The 19,169-nt window shown below is 57.5% G+C and carries 14 protein-coding genes and 1 pseudogene; 6 read left to right on the top strand and 9 right to left on the bottom strand.

Annotated features, from left to right (window positions below; translation table 11 throughout):
- Nucleotides 1-8 precede the first annotated feature (8 nt).
- The 4 genes from pabB to Q1J43_RS12935 form a co-directional block, all read right to left on the bottom strand.
- Nucleotides 9-1,781, bottom strand: a complete 1,773-nt coding sequence (pabB, locus tag Q1J43_RS12950) for an aminodeoxychorismate synthase component I (protein WP_301102913.1) — start codon at nt 1,779-1,781, stop codon at nt 9-11.
- A 38-nt stretch (nt 1,782-1,819) separates the two neighbouring features.
- A complete protein-coding gene (locus Q1J43_RS12945) occupies nt 1,820-2,047 on the bottom strand; it encodes a sulfurtransferase TusA family protein (protein WP_301102912.1) in 228 nt (75 codons plus the stop codon).
- 32 nt (nt 2,048-2,079) lie between these two features.
- Nucleotides 2,080-3,564: a M48 family metalloprotease gene (locus Q1J43_RS12940; RefSeq protein WP_301102911.1), complete on the bottom strand. Its 1,485-nt coding sequence runs from the start codon at nt 3,562-3,564 to the stop codon at nt 2,080-2,082.
- A gap of 138 nt (nt 3,565-3,702) precedes the next feature.
- Complete coding sequence (locus Q1J43_RS12935; RefSeq protein WP_186409536.1) at nt 3,703-3,906, bottom strand: cold-shock protein; 204 nt, start codon at nt 3,904-3,906, stop codon at nt 3,703-3,705.
- A 241-nt stretch (nt 3,907-4,147) separates the two neighbouring features.
- Between Q1J43_RS12935 and clpS the strand changes: the two genes are divergently transcribed.
- The 4 genes from clpS to aceB all read left to right on the top strand — a co-directional run bounded on the left by clpS (nt 4,148) and on the right by aceB (nt 9,897).
- Entirely contained in the window at nt 4,148-4,456 is a 309-nt protein-coding gene (gene clpS, locus Q1J43_RS12930; protein WP_301102910.1) for an ATP-dependent Clp protease adapter ClpS, read from the top strand.
- Nucleotides 4,457-6,715 (top strand): ATP-dependent Clp protease ATP-binding subunit ClpA, encoded by a 2,259-nt coding sequence (gene clpA, locus Q1J43_RS12925; RefSeq protein ID WP_301102909.1) that lies wholly within the window; start codon nt 4,457-4,459, stop codon nt 6,713-6,715.
- 235 nt (nt 6,716-6,950) lie between these two features.
- Nucleotides 6,951-8,252 (top strand): isocitrate lyase, encoded by a 1,302-nt coding sequence (gene aceA / locus Q1J43_RS12920; protein ID WP_366141915.1) that lies wholly within the window; start codon nt 6,951-6,953, stop codon nt 8,250-8,252.
- Between the two features lie 46 nt (nt 8,253-8,298).
- The gene (aceB, locus tag Q1J43_RS12915) at nt 8,299-9,897 is read left to right on the top strand and encodes a malate synthase A (RefSeq protein WP_301102907.1); all 1,599 of its coding nucleotides are present in this window, start codon (nt 8,299-8,301) and stop codon (nt 9,895-9,897) included.
- 125 nt (nt 9,898-10,022) lie between these two features.
- Here the strand turns inward: aceB and Q1J43_RS12910 are convergent, their stop codons facing one another.
- From Q1J43_RS12910 to Q1J43_RS12895, 4 genes are all read right to left on the bottom strand, one after another.
- The gene (locus Q1J43_RS12910) at nt 10,023-11,906 is read right to left on the bottom strand and encodes a potassium transporter Kup (protein WP_301102906.1); all 1,884 of its coding nucleotides are present in this window, start codon (nt 11,904-11,906) and stop codon (nt 10,023-10,025) included.
- 130 nt (nt 11,907-12,036) lie between these two features.
- Nucleotides 12,037-14,010: a pyruvate carboxylase subunit B gene (locus Q1J43_RS12905; RefSeq protein WP_301102905.1), complete on the bottom strand. Its 1,974-nt coding sequence runs from the start codon at nt 14,008-14,010 to the stop codon at nt 12,037-12,039.
- Between the two features lie 34 nt (nt 14,011-14,044).
- The gene (locus Q1J43_RS12900) at nt 14,045-14,269 is read right to left on the bottom strand and encodes a hypothetical protein (protein ID WP_301102904.1); all 225 of its coding nucleotides are present in this window, start codon (nt 14,267-14,269) and stop codon (nt 14,045-14,047) included.
- 31 nt (nt 14,270-14,300) lie between these two features.
- Nucleotides 14,301-15,851 carry an acyl-CoA carboxylase subunit beta gene (locus Q1J43_RS12895; protein ID WP_301102903.1) on the bottom strand — a complete coding sequence of 517 codons (1,551 nt, stop codon included), beginning with the start codon at nt 15,849-15,851 and terminating at the stop codon, nt 14,301-14,303.
- A gap of 320 nt (nt 15,852-16,171) precedes the next feature.
- Here Q1J43_RS12895 and Q1J43_RS12890 point away from each other — a divergent pair, with 320 nt between their 5' ends.
- On the top strand, nt 16,172-18,142 hold the full coding sequence (locus Q1J43_RS12890) for a fructose-1,6-bisphosphatase (RefSeq protein WP_301102902.1): 1,971 nt from the start codon (nt 16,172-16,174) through the stop codon (nt 18,140-18,142).
- A 113-nt stretch (nt 18,143-18,255) separates the two neighbouring features.
- Nucleotides 18,256-18,996 (top strand): hypothetical protein, encoded by a 741-nt coding sequence (locus Q1J43_RS12885; protein ID WP_301102901.1) that lies wholly within the window; start codon nt 18,256-18,258, stop codon nt 18,994-18,996.
- Here the strand turns inward: Q1J43_RS12885 and Q1J43_RS12880 are convergent.
- Nucleotides 18,960-19,169: pseudogene (locus Q1J43_RS12880) on the bottom strand (ISAs1 family transposase); the annotation flags it as partial. The gene Q1J43_RS12885 and the pseudogene Q1J43_RS12880 overlap by 37 nt on opposite strands.

The raw sequence follows: 19,169 nt of genomic DNA, 5'->3' as shown, positions 1-19,169 counted from the left end.
ACCCCCGCTCAGACCCGCAGACTGACGGGAATCAGCCCGCGCAGGGCGTTGGCCATATAGATCGCCGACGCACCCAGCAGGTCATCCCGCGTCAGCACCGCCTCGACCGCCCGCCCCGATTCAAGCAGTTGCCGACGCATGACACCCGGCAACAGCCCACAGGCCAATGGCGGCGTCAGCAAGACGCCGTCATGCTCGACGAACACATTGCTGCGCGCACCCTCGCAGACCTCGCCACGGGTATTGAAGAAAATCGAATCGAATAGCTCGGGATGCTCGGCCAGAGCGGCCAGCGCCCGCTGGTATCGGCTGCGAGCGCTCGTCTTGTGACGCAGGAGATAGTCGTTAGCATCGAGTTGTTCGTCCGCCAGCACCACCCACCACGGCCCAGTCTCGTCGGTTAACGGCGTCAGGCTGACGTGGTAATGGCCCTCATGTGTCAAGGTCAAACGAACGCGATAAGTTCCTATTGCACGCGCAGAGGCGTGCTCAGCCAAAGCGGCAGAAATGGCCGGCAGATCACAGGAAAAACAAAGAGCATGTGCCGACGCCTGAAGTCGCTCCAGATGCAAGGTGAGAAGCGGGTAATCACCACCTTCCAGGCGCAGCGTTTCAATGAGCTCAAAACCGGGATCGCAGCCGGTGAGAAATTCAGACTTGAGCAGGCATTCGGCATATTCAAGTTCGGCAACGGCGTCGATGACGATGCCGCTACCTACCCCGAGGCGCGCGCGCCCGTCGGGCTGAACGTCCAGGGTGCGAATGGCAACATTGAAACGGCAATCGCCACCCGGCGCCAACCAGCCCAGTGCTCCGGTATATAGGCCGCGTGGTGCAAACTCCAGTTCAGAGATACGCTGCATGGCGCGAATTTTCGGCGCCCCGGTAATCGAACCGCAGGGAAACAAGGCCCGAAACAGCTCAGACAGACTCGCCCCGGGCAAGTCGGCACTGACGCTTGAGACCATTTGCCACAAGGTCGGATAGGCTTCGGCCACACACAGTGAGTCGACCCTGACCTTGCCCGGCGCCGCCAGTCGCCCCAGATCGTTGCGCAACAAATCGACGATCATGATGTTCTCCGCACGCTCTTTCTCCGAAACTAGTAGCGCCGCGCGCTTCGCTTCATCCTCCGCAGGCGTGGCGCCACGTTGCGCGGTACCCTTCATCGGACGCGTTAGCACATGACTACCGCGTCGTTCGAAAAACAGTTCAGGAGAAAAAGAAAGAACGGTTTTCTCGGGAGTGACCAGGTAAGCGCCATAGCGTACCGGCTGACGCTCGCGCAGACGGGAATAAAGCGCTAACGAATGGCCGTAGACCCGGCAATCAATAGGGAAGGTAAGGTTAATCTGGTAGCAGTCGCCATCGGCAATCCAGCGCCGGATCTGCTCAACGCTTGAGCCGTGGTCTGCGGCGCTCAGCATCACCTTGACTTCAGCCACCCCAGCCACACGCTCGTGCTCGGCCAGGCCGTCCAGACAGCACTCAAGGAAGGCAATTACGCCCTGCGCGTCAAGGTGCCGTGCCTGCCCAAACACCCAGCCGCACAAACTGGGCGCAGCGGACGGTATGACGGCGGGTTCGAAACAGGCGCCAAGCTCATAGTCTGCGGCCAGGGCGATCCATTCGCCCTGGGCTGAAGCGGCCTCCAAGGCAGCAAACACCAACGCTAGGTCACCACCGTCAGCAAAAGAGATGACTCGACGAAACTCTGACAACACGATGGCACCACCATCGTCGGCGTCAAACAGCGCGAAATAGCCGCCAAGCGCTGTCATTTATTTTTCAGTCTTGGCAGCAGCGGCAGGAAAGCGATCTACTTGCGCCTGAAATAGAATTCGAAGGCCTGCTCGGCCTCACCGTCAGACAGCAACTGATTACCGGTCTGCTTGGCAAAGGCGTGAAAATCCTTGACCGCGCCCGGGTCGGTGGCCACAACGCGCAGCACTTGTCCGGAAGACATTTCGGACAGCGCCTTCTTGGTACGCAAAATTGGGAGCGGGCAGTTTAGCCCCTTGACATCAAGTTCTCGATCAAACTGCATGATCAGTTCCAGAGCAAAAATAAGGGCACATTTTACCCGCCACTCCTTTTCAATTTTTCTTCTTCGACCTGAAGTTTGCGCAATTCGCGCAGACGCGCATCGACGGCAGACTGCTCGTAAAAATTACCATCGGTCGCCTGCTGGGCAAACTGCAATTGCTCGACGGCCTGTCCGAGCTGCCCCTGGAGCATGTAAAACTCGGCCTGCGCCCGGTGCTGCAACAAACGCTTGCCCAAGGCGGCATAGGTTTTCGCCTGCAGGCCGTAGAGCTTGTAATCGGCGAAGTTAAGTTGCAACTGGGCGTCCAGAAACAGCAGGGCCTGATCGTACTGCCGTCCGGCGTAGAGCGATTCGGCATAACCATAAACAAGGGATTTCGCTTGGGAGAAGCGTTGCAGGGCCTCACGATAAATAGCCTGGGCAGCGGGCAAGTCGCCGGCATCCGTCCTGATCTGGGCGGCTAGAACGGCAATCATTGGCGACGAAACCTTCAGCGCCCTTAGCGCTTCAAACTCGCGCTGCGCTGCCGGCACATCCTTGGCGCGCATCAGCGCGAAGACCAGGCCATAACGGGCGGCGGCCTGCGAGGCATGTTTGCGCTCACGCAACTGGATTTCGAAGTCAGTGACGGCCTCGCGTGGCGTGCCCATCAGCGCTCGTAGCTTGGCGCGCACAAGGTGAAAATCGAGGCTGCTGACAACCTGCCGATACGCCGAGTCCTGCGCCCGATTCTGCATATCGGAAATCCGCTCAAGCGTCAGCGGATGCGAGCGCAAATAGACCGGCGCATTATTCTCGTACAGCCGCCCTGCTTTTTGCAGACGCTCGAAGAAATCACCCATGCTGCGCACATCAAAACCGGCCTTGTCCAGCGATTGATAACCCATCCGATCCGCCTCCCGCTCGAAATCGCGGGAATAGGCCAGTTGCGCCTGAACGACACCGGCCTGAGCCGAGGTGATGGTGGCCGCAGCTACCGACGAATTGGCGCGTGCCGCCAGCACACCAACGGCCATGGCAATCATGCTTGGAATGGTGTTCTGCTTCTCCTTGGCAATCTGGCGCGCCAGATGATTCTGTGTTACGTGAGCAATTTCGTGGGCGATCACCCCCGCCAGTTCGGACTCGGACTGAGCGGTAAGAATGGTGCCGGTGTTCACCCCGATAAAACCACCGAACATCGCAAACGCATTCACCGTGTTGTCGCGAATGGCGAAAAAATTGAAATCGCCCGTCGGATTTGCACTGGCTTCAACCAGACGCCGACCCAGTCCATTGAGATAGTCGTTGATTTCCGGATCGTCCACGTAACTTGGCTCGCGCAGACGAATTTCATTCATGATGGTCTCGCCTATGCGGCGTTCGATCTGAGGGGAAAATTCGGCGCGCGCCGCCTCACCAAGATCCGGAAGATCACTGCCCAATGCGTGGGAAGTGCCCGCAATGGCAATAGCCGCCAGCAGTGGCACGGCAGCACGGGCCAAACGGCAGAGCGGGCTAGGAGGAGGCGAGTTCACGATACGAAAGGCCACATAGAGTAAAGCCTGATGCCATGATACCGGACTGTGCCCAATGAAATGTTCCCAGTTGTTGCAAGCCAAAAACAAGGCTAAAAAAAACCCGCCAGAGGCGGGTTTTTTTGGCGCGGCTGAAACTCAGGCACGCCCAATATTCGATGCTTGCTTGCCCTTGGGACCCTGCGTTACATCAAAAGAAACTTTTTCGCCCTCTTTAAGGGTCTTGAATCCGCCCATGGTGATCGCGGAGAAATGCGCAAAAAGATCTTCGCTGCCATCATCCGGAGTAATGAAACCGAAACCCTTGGCGTCATTGAACCACTTAACTGTACCTGTTGCCATATTGCTACATCCTTGAAAAGAGACTAGATCCGGGCATCGCCCGACGTGCATGTTTGAAATTCAACTGCTGCCTGAATCAAAACATGGACACTTTGTACGCTAGTTGCAGGCGATGCGTCAAGCATTTTTTCAAGCGCCTTTTTCAAACGCCTGTGATGGCCGTGTGATTTATGTGTGAAAAGCGGCAAGCAGGGTTGCCGCGTTGTTTTGCACATTTAAAAAGACTGGTTAGAATTGAAGCATGACTAGACAGCATCAGGAAGGCTCCGTAATCGAGGCCAAACGCAGCAAACTGGCACCTCCGCGGCTTTACACGGTGTTGCTACTCAACGACGACTTTACCCCGATGGAGTTTGTTGTTCTGGTGCTGCAAAAGTTTTTTTCCATGAACCGAGAACAAGCAACGCAAATTATGCTCAAAGTACACGTGGAAGGGCGGGGCATCTGCGGGATTTACCCGCGTGACGTCGCCGCCACCAAGGTCGAGCAGGTGGCAAGCTTCGCACGAGACAACCAGCATCCGCTGGCGTGCGTGATGGAGGAAAACTGAATGATTGCGCAGGAACTTGAAGTCAGCTTGCACATGGCCTTTGTCGAAGCACGGCAAAAACGACATGAGTTCATCACCGTCGAACACCTTCTGCTGGCCTTGCTCGACAACCCGTCAGCGGCGGATGCGTTGCGCGCCTGTGGCGGAAACATTGAACAACTGCGCAGGGATCTCTCCAAGTTCATTGTTGAGCACACGCCGGCAATCGACGGTGAGGAGGATATCGACACCCAGCCAACGCTCGGTTTTCAGCGCGTTATCCAGCGCGCCATTCTGCACGTCCAGTCGTCCGGTAAAAAAGAAGTTAATGGCGCCAATGTGCTGGTCGCCATTTTTGGCGAGAAGGATTCGCATGCGGTGTATTACCTGCAAAAGCAGGGAATCTCCCGACTGGACGTGGTCAACTTCATTTCCCATGGCATCAGCAAGGTTCCCCAAAGCGCTGCACGCAGCGAAAGTGGCGTTGAAACCGAAAGCGAAACGCAAAATGCTGCCGGGCCGCTGGAGAGCTACACCATCAACCTCAACACTCTTGCCCTGCAGGGCAAGATTGACCCGCTGATCGGGCGTGAAAAAGAGCTTGAGCGAGTCATCCAGACTCTCTGCCGTCGGCGCAAGAACAACCCCTTGCTGGTCGGCGAGGCGGGCGTTGGCAAGACCGCCATTGCCGAAGGACTGGCCCGCCGGATCGTTGAAAACAACGTTCCCGAGATTCTCGACAAAGCCAGCGTCTATGCACTGGACATGGGCGCACTGCTAGCTGGGACAAAATATCGTGGTGACTTCGAACAGCGTCTGAAGGGCGTTTTAAAGCAGTTGAGCGAAAACCCACAGGCAATTTTATTCATCGACGAAATTCACACGCTGATCGGTGCTGGCTCCGCGTCAGGCGGTACACTGGATGCGTCAAACCTGCTCAAGCCGGCGCTCTCCAACGGCCAGCTCAAGTGCATCGGCGCGACAACCTACACCGAGTACCGGGGTATCTTCGAGAAGGATCACGCGCTGTCGCGTCGCTTTCAGAAGATCGACGTCAACGAACCTTCGATCCCCGAAACAATCGAAATTCTCAAAGGTCTGAAAACCCGCTTTGAGTCGCACCACGGCATCAAGTATTCAGCCGCCGCTCTGACCTCTGCCGTTGAACTCTCGGTACGCTTTATACCCGACCGTCATTTGCCGGACAAGGCCATCGACGTCATTGACGAAGCCGGCGCTGCGCAGCGTATTCTGCCAAAATCCAAACAGAAGAAACTGATCGGCAAGCAGGATATCGAGGAAATCGTCGCCAAGATCGCGCGCATTCCGTCAACCCACGTTTCGTCGGATGACCGTAGTGCCCTGAGAAATCTTGACCGCGATTTGAAAGCGGTTGTCTTCGGACAGGAAGCGGCGATTGATGCCCTGGCAAAAGCCATCAAGATGTCGCGCTCCGGCCTCGGCAATCCAGCCAAGCCCATCGGCAGCTTCCTTTTTTCTGGCCCAACCGGCGTCGGTAAAACCGAAGTCGCCAGACAGCTCGCGTACTGCCTCGGCAACGAGTTGATTCGCTTTGACATGTCTGAATACATGGAGCGACACGCTGTCTCGCGGCTGATTGGCGCCCCGCCGGGTTATGTCGGCTACGATCAGGGCGGCCAGTTGACCGAAGCGCTGACCAAGAAGCCCTATTGCGTGCTGCTCCTCGACGAAATCGAAAAAGCGCATCCGGACGTCTACAATATTCTGCTGCAGGTCATGGATCACGGCACGCTGACCGACAACAACGGTCGCAAGGCCGATTTCCGTAATGCGGTCATCATCATGACGACCAATGCCGGGCAGGAATCCATCCAGAAAACAAGCATGGGTTTTACCAACGCCAAGCAGGCTGGCGACGAGATGGTCGAAATCAAGCGACTGTTCACCCCCGAGTTTCGCAACCGGCTCGACGCCACGATTTCATTCAGGGCACTCGATCACGAAGTCATTCTGCGCGTGGTCGACAAGTTCCTGATGCAACTAGAAGAGCAGTTGCACGAGAAAAAGGTCGAAGCCACCTTCACCGAGGCGCTCAAGAACCATCTGGCAAGCAACGGTTTCGACCCGCTGATGGGTGCGCGACCGATGGCCCGCCTGATTCAGGACACCATTCGGTCGGCGCTGGCCGACGAACTCCTGTTCGGCAAACTGGCCAACGGCGGCCACGTCTGCGTCGATATCGGCACGGACGGCAAGGTGAAACTGCTCTTTGCCGAAGAGGCTGCCGAAGTCGCCTAGCAGCCTGTACGTCCGCAAAACTACTTTTATCCCGAATTTTGAGATGCCGACTCTAACCTATTGGTTTTTTGCATTAAAAATAAATCTTATGTCTTATATAAGACACTTGTTCCCAATGGGAATTAACTCTATAATCCAGACAGTCGGCTGCCTGCAAAAGAAATGATATTGCGCTAAACGGGCGGTTTGATTTTTCTCGAATTATGATCGTTTCTCTTACCAATCTGTGAGGTCAATCATGAGCACACGTGAACAACAAATCGCCGAACTTGAAAAAGACTGGGCTGCAAATCCGCGCTGGAAGGGAGTCAGGCGGGGCTACTCTGCCGCTGACGTCGTCCGTTTGCGTGGCTCTTTCCCGATTGAATACACCCTTGCCCGTCGCGGCGCAGAAAAGCTTTGGAGCCTGGTCAACAACGAGCCCTACGTCAACTGCCTTGGCGCGCTGACCGGCGGCCAGGCCATGCAACAGGTCAAGGCCGGGGTCAAGGCCATCTACCTGTCCGGCTGGCAGGTTGCCGCCGATAACAACAGCTACTCGGCGATGTATCCGGACCAGTCGCTCTACCCCGTCGACTCGGTGCCCAAGGTCGTCGAGCGCATCAACAATTCCTTCCGTCGTGCCGACGAGATTCAGTGCTCAAAAGCCATCGAGGCGGGGCACAAGGAATACATCGACTACTTCGCCCCAATCGTCGCTGACGCCGAGGCCGGTTTCGGCGGTGTGCTAAATGCTTTCGAGCTGATGAAGGCGATGATCCGCTCCGGCGCCGCCGGCGTTCACTTTGAGGACCAATTGGCGTCCGTCAAGAAATGCGGCCACATGGGCGGCAAGGTTCTGGTGCCAACGCAGGAAGCCGTCCAGAAACTGATCGCTGCGCGTTTCGCTGCCGACGTCTGCGGCGTACCAACGTTGGTTATCGCGCGTACCGATGCTGAAGCCGCCGACCTGCTGACCTCGAATCATGACGAGAACGACAAGCCCTTCATCACCGGCGAGCGCACCACCGAAGGCTTCTACAAGACCCGCCCGGGCCTCGATCAAGCCATCTCGCGCGCCGTGGCCTACGCCGCCTATGCCGACCTCGTCTGGTGCGAAACCGGCAAACCAGATCTCGAGTTTGCCCGCAAGTTCGCCGACGGCGTACATGCCAAACACCCGGGGAAAATGCTGGCCTACAACTGCTCGCCGTCGTTCAACTGGAAGAAAAACCTTGACGATGCGACCATCGCCAGATTCCAGCGCGAGCTCGGCGCCATGGGCTACAAGTACCAGTTCATCACCCTCGCCGGCATTCACAATATGTGGTACCACATGTTCGATCTGGCGCAGGACTATGTGGCGCGCGGCATGACCGCCTACGTCGAAAAGGTTCAGGAGCCTGAATTCGCTGCTCGTGATCGCGGTTACTCCTTCGTCTCGCATCAGCAGGAAGTCGGCACCGGTTACTTCGACGAAGTCACCACCGTCATCCAGGGAGGCGCTTCATCGGTCACCGCGTTGACCGGTTCGACCGAAGAAGAGCAGTTCCACTAAGCACCGGCAATGCTGTCAAAACAGTAGTTCACCACCAGGAGCCGCCATGAGCCTCAATTTGCCGTCCGGCATGCAAATCAACGCACCGATCCAAGCCGGCTATGAAACCATTCTCACTGCTGATGCGCTGGCGCTGGTCGCCAAATTGCACCGCGCCTTCAATGACCGCCGACAGGCCCTGCTACAGGCGCGCGTTGCCCGCCAGGCACGCATCGACGCTGGCGAAATGCCTGACTTCCTGCCAGAGACCGCGCACATCCGCGCTGGCGACTGGAAGATCGCAACGCTGCCCAAGGCTCTGGAGCGCCGCCGCACCGAAATCACCGGCCCGGTCGAAGCGAAGATGATCATCAACGCCTACAACTCCGGCGCCGATTCGTACATGAGCGACTTCGAAGATTCGAACAGCCCGAAGTGGGAAAACCAGATCCAGGGCCAAATCAACATTTACAAAGCCATCCGTCGCCAGCTCTCCTTTACCAACGAAGCCGGCAAGGAATACGCGCTCAACGAAAAGATCGCCACCCTGCAGATTCGGCCGCGCGGCTGGCATCTTGACGAAAAGCACGTGACCGTCGACGGTCAGCGCGTTTCCGGCGGCATTTTCGATTTTGGCCTCTTCCTGTTTCACAACGCCAAAGAGCAGATCGCGCGCGGTGCCGGGCCCTTCTTCTATCTACCGAAGATGGAATCGCACCTCGAAGCCCGCCTGTGGAACGACATTTTCGTTATGGCGCAGGAATATATTGGCCTGCCGCAAGGGACGATCAAGGCCACCGTGCTGGTTGAAACCGTTCTCGCCACCTTCGAAATGGAAGAAATCCTCTACGAACTGCGCGAACATTCAGCCGGTCTGAACGCCGGGCGCTGGGACTACATTTTCAGTTGCATCAAGAAATTCAAAAAGAACAAGGATTTCTGTCTGGCCAACCGTGGCGCGATTACCATGGAAGTGCCGTTCATGCGCTCTTACGCGCTGCATCTGGTTAAGGTCTGCCACAAGCGCGGGGCGCCGGCGATGGGCGGCATGAGCGCACTGATCCCGATCAAGAACGATCCGGTGGCCAATGAAAAAGCGCTGGCCGGCATCCGCCATGACAAAACACGCGACGCCAACGATGGCTTCGATGGCGGCTGGGTGGCGCATCCCGGCCTGGTGGCAATTGCCGCTGAAGAGTTCCAGAAGGTGCTCGGCGAGCGTCCGAACCAGTGGGAAAAACAACGCGACGAAGTATTCACCGCCAAGGACTTTCTCAACTTCCAGCCCTCACAACCGATCACCGAAGCCGGCGTGCGCAACAACATCAACGTGGGCATTCACTACCTTGGCAGTTGGCTCGCCGGCAATGGTTGCGTGCCAATCCACAACCTAATGGAAGATGCCGCCACAGCCGAGATTGCCCGTTCGCAGGTCTGGCAGTGGGTCGTTTCGCCGAAGGGAATTCTTGACGACGGGCGCAAGGTTACGGTTGAGATGGTGCGCCAGATGATTGCCGAGGAACTGCCCAAGGTCAAAGCCACCATCGTCGCCCAAGGCGAAGACACCGCCACCTACGATCAGGCCGCCGTCATCTTCGACAAGATGAGCCTAACGCCGGACTATCCCGAGTTCCTGACGCTGCCGTTGTACGAGGCGATGGAGTAAGAGATAGAAAAAATCCACCACCAAGACACCAAGGCACAAAGATTCACCAAGAAAACATGAAATCAACTTGGTTTTCCTTGGTGCCCCCTTGGTGACTTGGTGCCTTGGTGGTTCGCAGTTTTCGTTTAAAGCACCACCTGCGTCCCGAGCTCGACCACCCGATTACTGGGGATTTTGTAAAAGCTCGTCGCGCTGCCGGCGTTACGGTGCATCAGAATGAAGAGTTTCTCTCGCCATAGCGCCATCCCCGATCCAATCTTTGGAATCAGCGTCGCGCGGCCAAGAAAGAACGATGTCTCCATCATGTCAATGACCAAGCCCTGCTCGGCACACAGCGATAAGGCCAGTGGAATGTCGGGCTCATCCTTGAAGCCGTACTGGACGGTCAGCCGGTAAAAATCGCCCTTCAGCCGGACAAGCTCGACGCGGTCAATCTCCGGAACATACGGTACGTCAAACACCTCGACCGAGACGATCAGCACCCGTTCGTGCAGCACCTTGTTGTGCATCAGATTATGCAACATGGCATTGGGCACCCGGGTATTGTTCGAGGTCATGAACACCGAGGTGCCGAGCACGCGCGCCGGCATCGACACCAATAGAGCGTCGATAAAGCTTTCCAGTTCAATGGCCTCGCCGCTCAAACGTTCGGTCAGCAACAGCCCACCGCGCTTCCAGGTACTCATCAGCAGAAAAACCAGCGAACCGGCGGCCAGGGGAAACCAGCCACCGTCAGGTATCTTCAAGACATTGGCAAACAGGAAGGTTAGTTCAATCGACAGGAAAACGGCAAAAAGGGCCATCGCTCGCCAGCGGCCCCAGCCCCAGCTTTTGGCAGCAACAAAGGTCGCCAGTACCGAGGTAATGACCATGTCGCCAGTCACCGCAATACCGTAAGCGGCGGCCAGGTTATTGGTCGATCTAAAACCAAGGACCAGGATCACCACTGCGATGAACAAGCCCCAATTGACCCCCGGTAAATAGACCTGACCCTCCGCCTTAGCCGAGGTGAATTGCACCTCCAGGCGCGGCAGGAAGCCGAGCTGCATGGCCTGCCGAGACACCGAAAACGCCCCCGAGATGACGGCTTGCGAGGCAATTACCGTGGCCAGCGTCGCCAGGCCGACCAGCGGGTAGAGCAGCCAGTCCGGCGCCAGATGGTAGAAGGGATTGTCTACCGTCCCCGGGTCGCTGAGCAGCAGCGCACCCTGGCCGAAATAATTGAGGATCAGCGACGGCAGCACGAAGCCGAACCACGCCTGACGGATCGGTCGACTCCCGAAGTGACCCATGTCGGCATAGAGTGCCTCTGCTCCGGTCACTGACAACACCACGGCACCCATGGCAATGATGGCAATGCCACGGTTTTCAATCAGGAAGCCAAGGCCGTAGGTGGGACTGAGCGCTCTGAGCACACCCGGATTCGCCGCAATACTGAAAAGACCAAGCGTAGCCAGCGTGGCAAACCAGAGCAGCATGACCGGGCCGAACAGAGCACCGACCGACGCAGTTCCCCGGCGCTGATAGTAGAACAGGACAAAAAGAACGACCAGCGTCGCCGGAATGATGAAGGGGCGGAAGGCCGGGGTAGCGACATCCAGGCCTTCCAGCGCCGAGAGCACCGAAATGGCCGGGGTGACCATGCCATCGCCATAAAACATGCCGGCCCCCAGCAGCCCCGCCAGCATGATGGCTTTCTCGCGCTTCGGCTTGCCCCGGGCGTCGTGCAGCGCCAGCGCGATGAGCGCCATGATGCCGCCTTCGCCCCGGTTGTCGGCGCGCATGATGAACACCACATACTTGATCGAAACGATGATGATCAAGGACCAGAGAATGAGCGAGAGAATTCCCAGCACGTTTTCGGGAGTCAGCGGGATCGCATGGTTTCCGGCGAAGACCTCTTTCATGGTGTACAGCGGGCTGGTGCCGATGTCGCCGTAAACGACGCCGAGCGCGGCCAGCGCCAGTGCGGCCTGTTGCGACTTGCTCAGAGTTGTGGCGCGATGCATCTAAAATGTCTCTTTCATTTTTTCCTGGTCATCATCGTGTGCTGCGCGTGAAAAACGGGGAGGGAGGGGCATAACGCCCCTCCCTCCCCGTTTTTAATGACATTTGCAAATTTGTCAGGGCTGCCCGCGATTACTCGATGACGCAGAGCACGGCGCCCTTGGCCACGGTGTCGCCGCTCTTGAGCTTGATCCCCTTGACGACCCCGTCACACGGTGCAACCAGGGCGTTTTCCATTTTCATCGCCTCGAGAACGACCACAGCCTCGCCTTTGGTCACCGCATCACCAACATTCTTCAGGTACTTGATGATCATTCCCGGCATCGGCGCCAACATGCGTGTGCCGTGTGCCTCGGCCACGGGGCTGGCGACCGCAGCCGCTGGCACAACCGCTGCCTTGGGCGCGAGCGGAGCCGCAACCGGCGTTGGAGCCGCAGCGGCCACGGCCCGTGGCGCGCTGACCACCGGTGGTGCATCACCCGTAGGGTCCACTTCGACGCTGAAGTATTCGTTGTCGAGGAAAACGTTGAAGGTGCGCAGCCTCTCTGACTTGGCCGGGGCATCGGCCTTGCGCTCGACCAGCTCGCCAGCCTTGGCCTTCTTGATGAGCTCATCCTGTTTCTTGACCGATTCCATGGTGATCGGCTTGACGCTGTCGGGAACTTCAGCCCGGCCGTATTTCCACTCGAGGAATTTCTTGCCGGTCACCGGGAACTGGGCATAGATCAGCAGATCGTCCATATCAGCCGCCAGATCGCCGATTTCAGCCTTGGCTTTTTCTAGCTCGGGCACGAGAACTTCGGCTGGGCGGCAGGTAATCGGCTCTTCACCGCGCGGATAGCCCTTCAATGCCTTCTTCTGCAGTTCCGCATCAATCGGCACCGCCGTCTTGCCGTAGAGGCCGTAGCACAGATCCTTGACCTGACCGGTGATCATCTTGTAGCGCTCATCGGGGGTGTCATGCAGGACGTTGTTGACCGTCTGCACGCCGACAATCTGGCTGGTCGGTGTCACCAACGGAATCTGCCCGAGATCCTTACGCACCTTTGGCAACTCCTTGTACACCTCGTCGATTTTGTCGAGTGCATCCATTTCGCGCAGTTGATTGACCAGATTGGAGAGCATTCCGCCTGGCGTTTGATGCAACAGCACGTTAATGTCGATGATCGAAACCTTGGAGTCGTCAAGCAGATGCTTGTACTTGGGCATCACCTGTTTCTCAAGGACTTCGTTGATCGCGGCGAGCTTGCGAATATCAAATCCAGTATCGCGATTGGTTCCCAGCAGCGACATCACCAGCGGCTCGATGGCCGGGTGTGAGGTGCGATAGGCGTAAGGCGTCATGCAGGTGTCGAGAATATCCACACCCGCCTCGACCGCCTTGAGCTGGCTCATTGACGCCATGCCCGACGTGAAATGACTATGCAGATGGATAGGCACCGTCACCACGGCCTTGAGCGCCTTGACCAGCGCATAGACGTCATACGGCGCAATCATGCCGGCCATATCCTTGATGCAGATCGAGTCGGCGCCCATGTCGACCAACTCTTTGGCCTTGCCCACGTAGTAGTCGAGGTTGTACACCTCGCCGCCGAGGCGCGGTTCAGTCAGGGTGTAGCACATGCAGCCCTGGAAATGCTTGCCGCTTTTCTTGATCTGCTTGACCACCGTCTCGAAATTCCGGTAGTCGTTCAGCGCATCAAAAGTGCGGAAGATATCCATGCCATTTTCTGCGGCACGATCGACGAAGGCCGTCGCCACGTCATCAGCGTAGTTGCGATAACCGACCAGGTTCTGCGCGCGCAGCAGCATGGAAAACGGCGTCTTCTTGGCGTAGCGCTTGAGCGTGCGCAGGCGCTCCCAAGGGTCCTCGTTGAGGAAACGGTGCATGGTATCGAAGGTCGCACCGCCCCAGGTTTCCAGAGCCCAGAAGCCTATTTCATCCATCATCTCGGCAACCTGGATCATGTCCTCGGTCCGCCCGCGCGTCGCAAACAGGGACTGGTGCCCGTCGCGCAATGAGAGATCCATGATCTTCACCGGATTACTTGCTGCCGGGCGGTTGCTGTCGTAATTCATTGCGCTCATCACTACGTTGTCGCTCATTTTTCTGCTCCACAAAGACTTGAAAATTGGATACCTATCGCGCGTTGGAAAAAGCTCGCAGTTGAATCAGCCGGCGCCCGGCCATCATGTCCACACGTCCGGATTGTGCCCACTGACCGGGCTCAATGGCTATGTTTCTGGCCGGAGATACTGGTTCCGGCTCTGGCAGATAAGCGGCCTCCTCCGCTTCTTCCTCCGCCTCCTGCTGCAAGTAGAGTTGAACTGCCGCCAATGCCGCCGCCACCTTTTTTTTCTGCATCGTTCTGCCCCCTGAAGACCTCTGCACCCAATCACATCGGAATATTTCCGTGTTTCTTCATGGGATTCGTGTCACGCTTGTTCTGCAATAGCCCCAGTGCCCTGACGATCCGTGAACGCGTCCTGGCTGGAATAATGATGTCATCGATGTAACCCCGTTGCGCCGCGACATAGGGGTTGGCAACGGTTTCGTGGTACTCATCCTCCTTCTCGGTCAGGTAGGCGGCGGGATCATCAGACTCCCTGGCCTGACGGCCATAAAGCACTTCGGCGGCCCCTTTTGATCCCATGACGGCGATTTCGGCGCTCGGCCAGGCGTAGTTCATGTCGCCGCGCAGATGCTTGGACGACATCACGCAGTAAGCGCCGCCGTAGGCCTTGCGGGTGATCACCGTGACTTTCGGCACGGTCGCCTCGGCATAGGCGTAGAGTATCTTGGCGCCATTGCGGATAGCACCGCCGTATTCCTGCGCGGTGCCCGGAAGAAAACCGGGAACATCGACAAAGGTCACCACGGGGATATTGAAACAGTCACAGAAACGCACGAAACGCGCGCCCTTGATCGATGAATCAATGTCGAGCACACCGGACAGATACGCCGGCTGGTTGGCGACGATGCCGACGCTGATCCCGTTATAGCGGGCAAAACCAACGATCAGATTGGGCGCAAATTGTTCCTTGATCTCAAAGAAATCGCCGTTGTCGACCGTTTCGGTGATGACAATCTTCATGTCATACGCCGCGTTCGGATTATCCGGGATGATCGTGTGCAGAATTTCAGAGTGCCTGTTGACCGGATCGGAACAGGGAATAACCGGCGCCGATTCGAAATTGTTCTGCGGCAAGAAGGAGAGCAGCCGCTTGATGTAATCAATGGCATCCTGCGTCGACGACGCCGCGTAGTCGGAAATCCCGCTCTGCGCAGAGTGCATGTCGGCGCCGCCGAGTTCCTCGACGGTCACGTCCTCGTGGGTCACCGATTTCACCACCTTGGGACCGGTGAGGAACATATAGGAGTTGAGGCGTTCCATGATGACGAAGTCGGTCAGCGCCGGCGAGTACACAGCGCCGCCCGCACAGGGCCCAAGAATTGCGGAAATCTGCGGGACGACGCCGGAGGCCATCACATTGCGCAGGAATATCTCCGAAAAACCGGCCAGGCTTTCGATGCCTTCCTGAATCCGGGCGCCGCCCGAGTCATTCAGACCGATCACCGGAGCGCCGTTCTTCATCGCCAGATCCATGATCTTGCAAATCTTCTCGGCCAGTGTTTCCGAAAGTGAACCGCCAAGCACCGTGAAGTCCTGGGCATAAACATAAACGATCCGGCCGGCGATGGTGCCATGCCCGGTAACCACACCGTCTCCCGGAAAAATCACCTTCTCCATGCCGAAGTTGTGACAGCGGTGGGTTTTGAACATATCGAACTCTTCGAAGGAGTCCGCATCGAGCAGCAGATCAATCCGTTCCCGCGCCGTCAGGCGACCCATCGCGTGCTGTTTGTTAATCCTCTCCTGTCCTCCACCCAAACGCGCCGCTGCACGCCGTTCCAGGAGGTGATCGAGTTGCTTGTTGGTATCCATTCTTTACACCTGAAAATGAGAAATCTTTGGGCAGTGATCCAAGGCACTCGGGGTGCTGCGCACGACACAGTTCCCACCCCCTTGTTCTGATCTCACCACCGTTCGCAGCCCTCGATTCTAGCTGCTTTCCAAAAACAATTGGAACTCTTCTTGAACTACCGTGTTAGCGCAAAGTAGCCAAATTCTGTCGCCCATGTTGGCTGTTGTTGCACCAAAATTTGTCAAAGTACCCACAAATTCTGCTGACGAGCCCTTGAGAGATTTGACGGGAAACTGGCCCCCGGTAATACTGGACATCCCTGTGCAACGCAAAGGCAATCATGCAAACCTCCCACCTCAAATACCTCAAACTGCTGTCAGAAAAATACCCGTCAATCCAGGCTGCTTCAACGGCAATCATCAACTTCACGGCCCAGTTACAGCTTCCCAAGGGGACCGAGCACTTTCTATCCGACATCCACGGCGAGAACGAAGCCTTCCAGCACGTCGTGCGCAATGGCGCCGGATCGATCCTGCGCAAGATTGACGAAATGTTCGGCAACACCATGTCCAAGCAGGAGCGGCGCAAGCTGGCGACACTCATCTATTATCCTGAGCTCAAAACCCCGATGATGTTGCAGTCCGTCCCCGACAAGGACGAGTGGAGCCGGCTGACCCTGGTTCGTCTGGTCAAATTTTGCCGCCGGCTGAGCGCCAAGTATCGCCGCGAAAGCGTCCGCAATCTGCTGCCCAAGCATGTGGCCGAAACCATCGAGGAACTCCTCTACGACCAGGAAGGTGTCGAGCACAAAGCGGCCTACTACCAGAGCCAGATCGACACCATCGTATCGACCGGCAGCGCACTGGCCTTCATCACCAGTCTGGCTGAACTGATCCAGCGACTGGCCGTTGAACGCCTGCACGTCATCGGCGATATCTATGACCGCGGCCCCGGCGCCCATCTCATCCTAGACGATCTGATGGAGCACCACCAAGTTGATATCCAGTGGGGAAATCACGACATCCTGTGGATGGGTTCGGCCGCCGGCAGCGAGGCCTGCATTGCCAATGTCATCCGATTTTGCCTGCGCTACGGCAATATGGAAACGCTCGACAACGGCTATGGCATCAGCCTGCTACCGCTCGCCTCCTTCGCCCTTGAAACCTACAAGGACGACCCCTGCGAACTGTTCATCCCCAAGGTGGCGGCCGGCAGCAGTTCATTCACCACCCAGGAAATCCGCCTGATGGCGCAGATGCAGAAGGCCATTGCGATCATCCAGTTCAAGCTGGAAAGTCAGCTCATCAAGCGGCGCACGCATTACCAGATGCAGGACCGTCTGCTGCTCGACATGGTCGACTATGCGCGCGGCATCATCACCCTCAACGGCGTCGAGTACCCGCTGCTCGACACCTTCTTCCCGACCATCGACCCGACGAAGCCCGACGCACTGACCGCCGAGGAGAAAATCGTCGTTGAAAAATTGCGCCTATCCTTTACCAACAGCAAGAAGCTTCAGCAGCACGTCCGCTTCCTGTTCTCAACCGGCAGCCTGTACCTTATCCATGACGGCAACCTGCTCTATCACGGCTGCATCGCCATGAACGACGACGGCGAGTTCAAATCCTTCAACGTCGATGGAAAATCCTTTGCCGGCAAGGAGTTTCTCGACCGCGTCGACCGCCTCGCCCGGCAAGGCTATTTCGACATCGACAATCCGGAGAAAAAACAGTACGGCATGGACGCCATGTGGTTCCTGTGGTGCGCGCCGCAATCGCCGCTCTTCGGCAAAGAGAAGATGGCCACTTTCGAGCGCTACTTCCTGGCCGACAAGGGCACGCACACCGAGCAGCGCAACGCCTATTACACGCTGCGCGATACGGAACAAAGCGCCTGCAAGATCCTCAGGGAGTTCGGACTCAATCCGGACAGTGGCCGCATCATCAACGGCCACGTCCCGGTCAAGGTGGCCAAGGGCGAGCGCCCGATCAAGGCCAACGGTCGGCTGATCGTCATTGACGGCGGCTTCTCCAAGGCCTACCAGCGCGAAACCGGGATCGCCGGCTACACCCTGATCTCCAATTCACGCGGCCTGCTGCTTGCCGCCCACCAGCCCTTCGAGTCGACTCAAAAGGCGGTGTCCGAGGAGCTCGATATCGATACCAAAACGGAGATCATCCACAACCATCCGCACCGCATGCGCGTCCGCGACACCGACCGCGGCCGCGAAATCCAGGAGCAAATCGACGAACTGCAAGCCCTGCTGCACGCCTACCGAGAGGGCCTGATCCACGAACACAGCATGCAGTAGCCGTGTCAGACTCACCTTCGCCAGCGAGCCGAATGCACATTTAGTATTGGACGCCAAAACCTCTGTGTTGCTACTCTTTGTCATGACAGCCCGTTTACTTCGGAGTTGATCTTATGCCCGACACCGTCCTGCAGCGCTTTTTCAGACGGGGCGTTCCTGTTATCGCTCTCCTGGCGCTCGCTTTCGGCGCCCCGGGTGCCTACGCTGACCTGACGCAAACCGTCATCAACACAAACGACAGCGGTGCCGGCTCCCTGCGCCAGGCGATCATCGATTCGAATGCCGCCAGCGGCACCAGCATCATCAACTTCGCCGTGGTCGGCGTCGGCTGCATCGGCAGCGCCCCTCCAACCTGTACGATCACGCCCGCGACAGCGCTGCCGGCCATCACCTACCCGGTCACCATCGACGCGACCACGCAGAGCGGGTACACCCTGACGACACCGAAAGTGGTGATCAGTGGCGCGTCGGTCCCGGCAGCGACCGGGCTCGATATCACCGCCGGGAACAGCACCATCAAGGGGCTGGTCATTAACGGATTCACCAAGCAGATTTCGCTAACCGGCAACGGGAACAACACCGTTCAACAGTGTTTCATTGCGGTATCGTCGGCCGGGACAGCTGCTGTTTCGGGCGGCGGGGCGTTGAGCACAGGGATCAATGTGGGCTCGGACAACAACCTGATCGGCGGGGCGAGCACCGCTTCACGTAACGTTCTGGGGGGCGCTGGCGCTTATTCAGTCAGCATCTTCGGCAACAACAACACGATTTCATACAACTATATCGGCGTCACCGTCAGCGGGGCAGGGCAATTGCATCAAATTCCCTTTAACCCGAGGAGACTGGCGCGATAAGCATCGGAAGAAGCGGCGAGAATGCGACGAGCATAGATACCCCCTTTTTTCTTGGAGGTATCGAGGCGGAAAAGATTGAGGACGAGGCGACGGACGATAGCGAAATTGGCCCCGGCATTTTTGGTACGAGCCCGCATCTGGTCGTCGTTCAGTGCGACGTCGAGGCACCAATG

Source organism: Propionivibrio sp. (assembly GCF_029255185.1).
Taxonomy (GTDB): Bacteria; Pseudomonadota; Gammaproteobacteria; order Burkholderiales; family Rhodocyclaceae; genus Propionivibrio.
This window is presented reverse-complemented; position numbering and strand designations above follow the sequence as displayed.